5 protein-coding genes and 1 pseudogene are annotated in these 3,668 nt (G+C 38.0%); all 6 read right to left on the reverse strand.

The window, feature by feature from the left end; genetic code table 11:
* Positions 1 to 530: sodium/proton-translocating pyrophosphatase (locus V5N63_RS00370; protein WP_332032009.1), on the reverse strand; the 530-nt coding region annotated here is incomplete at its 3' end.
* A 146-nt stretch (positions 531 to 676) separates the two neighbouring features.
* Positions 677 to 1,288 carry an inorganic pyrophosphatase gene (locus tag V5N63_RS00375; RefSeq protein WP_332032011.1) on the reverse strand — a complete coding sequence of 204 codons (612 nt, stop codon included), beginning with the start codon at positions 1,286 to 1,288 and terminating at the stop codon, positions 677 to 679.
* Positions 1,289 to 1,297: 9 nt separating this feature from the next.
* Positions 1,298 to 1,807 carry a DUF7935 family protein gene (locus tag V5N63_RS00380; protein ID WP_265144405.1) on the reverse strand — a complete coding sequence of 170 codons (510 nt, stop codon included), beginning with the start codon at positions 1,805 to 1,807 and terminating at the stop codon, positions 1,298 to 1,300.
* 35 nt (positions 1,808 to 1,842) lie between these two features.
* Positions 1,843 to 2,736: a hypothetical protein gene (locus V5N63_RS00385; RefSeq protein ID WP_332032014.1), complete on the reverse strand. Its 894-nt coding sequence runs from the start codon at positions 2,734 to 2,736 to the stop codon at positions 1,843 to 1,845.
* On the reverse strand, positions 2,733 to 3,410 hold the full coding sequence (radC, locus tag V5N63_RS00390; RefSeq protein WP_088469215.1) for a RadC family protein: 678 nt from the start codon (positions 3,408 to 3,410) through the stop codon (positions 2,733 to 2,735). Before radC ends, V5N63_RS00385 begins: the two co-directional genes overlap by 4 nt.
* Positions 3,411 to 3,482: 72 nt before the next feature.
* Positions 3,483 to 3,668: pseudogene (locus tag V5N63_RS00395) on the reverse strand (lipoprotein-releasing system ATP-binding protein LolD); the annotation flags it as partial.

The raw sequence follows: 3,668 nt of genomic DNA on the forward strand, positions 1-3,668 counted from the left end.
AAACCGGTAAGGATTTCGATCGCTTTTTCCATTTCATGGGTATTAGCGGCTGCATCCGGTGCAAAAATCTGCTTGATGATTAAATATAAGGCGCCCAATCCTAAAACTGCTAAACCGGCAACACCCATCCCCATTACAGAGCCTCCGGTGAAAGATACTTTCAGGGCTTTTGAGAGTGATGTTTTCGCTGCTTCTGCAGTTCTTACGTTGGATTTGGTAGCGATTTTCATTCCGATGAAACCCGCCAAAGCAGAAAGCACCGCTCCGAAAACAAATGCAAGACCAATGCTCCAGTGCGAATTGGCATTACCAGCTCCCATCAAAGCGAGCAAAATAGCAACAATAACCACAAAATACATCATGATTTTGTATTCTGCTTTAAGGAACGCCATTGCGCCATCGGCAATGTGCCCACTAATTTCCTTCATCCTGTCGTTACCTGCATTCTGTTTACTTACCCAGTTACTCTGGATAAAAGTGTAGATTAAAGCAATAATACCAAAGATGGGTACTAAAATAAATAAATTCATAGGTTATTTTTTGATGTTAACATTTTATTAAATAAAACATAAACCGAAAATACACAATTTATTTGAAAATCTTGACTAAAGTTAAAAATAAAAAAAGACAGATGTACACACACCTGTCTCGTTATTTTATTGAAAGTTAGAGGGTTTTAGCCGCCAAACTTGTTTGCATAATCTTTTTGTGAAGCTTTGATTACACTTCTGGCATGATCTGCACCGTACACCTCCTGAATTCTACATTTTGCAGCTTCATCCGGAAGATTTTTATACGTTAAGAAATAGTGCATCAGCCGCTTTACTTCTGCCTGTGGTAATTCTGTAATATCCCGGAAATGCCCAAACGCATGATCTCCTTTCATCACTGCAACGATTTTATCATCAGCTTCGCCTTTATCGATCATCTTGAATCCACCGATTGGGATGGCTTCCATTAGCATTCCGCCGGCATGGATGTTGTGTGAACTCAGTACACAGATATCCAGCGGGTCGAGGTCACCGGTTTCTACATCATCTGCGCCACTTTCAATCGCCAGTTTAAGGACTTCATCATGACAATACGTTCTCGGGATAAATCCGTACAGTGCAGGAATAATGTTGGAGAACTGCTGCGGACGGTCAACTTTAAGGTAACCGCTCTGCTTGTCGATTTCATATTTAATGGTATCACTCGGTACAATTTCCACAAAAACATTTACAACATTAGGTACCTCTGCTCCTGCTGAAATCCCGTGCCAAGGATGTGCTTTAAAATTTGGTATCATTTATTTATTTTAATTTACAATTAGGTTTTCTTTTCTTAATTCTTCAATACTTTCTGCAATGAAATCTTTTTCATTCATATAATTCATCAAAAAAACGGTTTTAAACTCATCCAGCGTCGCATTCTCGCTGAGATTTTCGTAGGTCGTATGTATTAAACGGAGAACACTATTTTTGCAGTTTACCACATTTTTCCAGGTATTTTTGGTGAGGTAAAGCTGTTGCGAGGCATTATAATCGAATTCTTCATTAATGGTTTTTTCAATAAGGAACACATATTCATGAGGTGCTAAACTTTTGTCGAATTTTGTCACCAGATTTGCCGGTTTCAGGCGTTCCAGAAACAAAGTAAGCCTTTCATAAGCATGCACGCGCTGCTCCGAATTTCCTTTTACCGTTAATAATTTAATTTCCTGATTCTTGAGTTTAATGTAGCTGAACACGAACTGTCTGATGAAAACCAGAAAGGGCAATGCCATTAAAAACGCAAATGCGTAAGGAAAATAGGGCGAATCGATCATAGAGAATATTAGGCTGCAAAATTAGTAATTATTTGCTACTTCCTGAAAAAGTTTATCACTAAATCTTTTCTGGAGTTCTGAATGACTGGGTAAGGGTGCAATTGTGGCCTGAAACCTCTGAAAAACTCTTCAACTGCGGGAATTTCGCTGCCTTCAAAATCAAAAATCCTGTTTTCAGAGTAATTTTTAATCGCCTGGTCGATTAAAACCGATGCACCCGAAAGTTTTACAAAGTTTTTATCGTTGAATGTTCCCAAAAGTGTGGCGGAGGAACCAGACAGGTGAACAGCAATTAAATTCACAAGTTTTGAATGATACATGAAACCATAAAATTTAAGTGAATCTATCCTGTGAAACTCCTCAAAGATCCTTAAAAACTCTGTAAGATCTTTCTGCTTGTCAACACCCAACATATTTTCCTTAACAAAAGAAGCAGCATCTGAAAAGTCGATATCTTCTATCACCAAAGCGTTTTCCAGAACTTCCTGATCCAATCTCAGTTTCCTTTTTCTTTTAGGCGAATATCTTTTGTAAATGTTGGCATACAAATCTTTGGGGATTAAAAAATTTTTTCTTTGAACTAAAGATCTGCTGAAAGAATTCTTATCATTAAATGCATAATACCAGATTCTAAATTTTTTCTCTAAAAATTCCAAAAACTGATCATTAATTTCTAATGAATCTGAATTTGAAAAAACACCGAGTTGCTGACAGAGTTTGGGATTTACGATAAACTTGATGCCCATTTTTTTTATGTAGGGCAAAGGCATTACGGCATCGTAATCATTATAAACCAGTAAATCCCACTTTTTTTTTGCGGTAATATCAAGATAGGTGCGTTCCGCATAACATTTATACTGTGCAGCATTAAGCAGGCAATCATTATACTTAGCAAAATCGATATCGCTATACTTTACCAATCTAATCATAATATATTTTCGTCGGCAAAACTGAAATAAGCGTTCTGTGAAATAATTAAATGGTCCAGAAGCTGGATGTTAAGAATTTTTCCGGCATCTGCAATCTGCTTGGTGATTCGCAAATCTTCCTGACTGGGTTTCAAATTACCGGAGGGATGGTTATGAGCAATTGCAATTGCCGTAGCAAGATGTTCCAGGCAGTTCTTGAACAGAATGCGCACATCTACAACAGATTGGTTTATTCCTCCAGAAGATAATCTGGCTTTTCCCACAATCCGATTGTTCTGATTTAGAAATATTGCCCAAAATTCTTCCGTCTGAAGATCTGAAAGATAAGGCTGCAGGACTTTATAAATGTCTTTGCTTTCACGAATCTGAATTTTTTCCGGAACTTCCTGAGCTGCACGCCTTCGACCTATTTCCAGGGCTGCTGCAATAGAAATTGCCTTTGCTTCGCCCACACCTTTAAATTTCATTAGATCCGAGAGGGAAAGCAGCGATAAGTTATGCCAATTGTTTCCTACTGAGTGCAGAATTTTTCTACCCAGTTCCACCGCCGAATCTTCGCGGTTTCCGCTGCCCATGATGATCGCCAGAAGTTCGGCATCAGAGAGCGAATTCTTGCCTTTCAGCAAAAATTTTTCTCTGGGTCTGTCGTCTTCAGCCAAAAATTTGATGGACATACTCGATTAATTTTAAAAAGTATGAGTAACTAATTTTTAAAGTTAGCAAATTTTACAGAATAAAATGAAAGGCTAATAGATAATCTGCCCATCTTTCATTACGAGTTTTCGGTCTGTAGTGTCTGCAAGATGGGTGTTGTGAGTTACAATGACAAAAGTCTGGTTATATTTATCTCTGAGATCGAAAAACAGCTGGTGCAGATCATCGGCGTTTTTGGAATCTAAATTACCAGTTGGTTCATCGGCGAAAATAATTTT

This window comes from Kaistella sp., from assembly GCF_032060305.1.
GTDB lineage: Bacteria > Bacteroidota > Bacteroidia > Flavobacteriales > Weeksellaceae > Kaistella > Kaistella yananensis.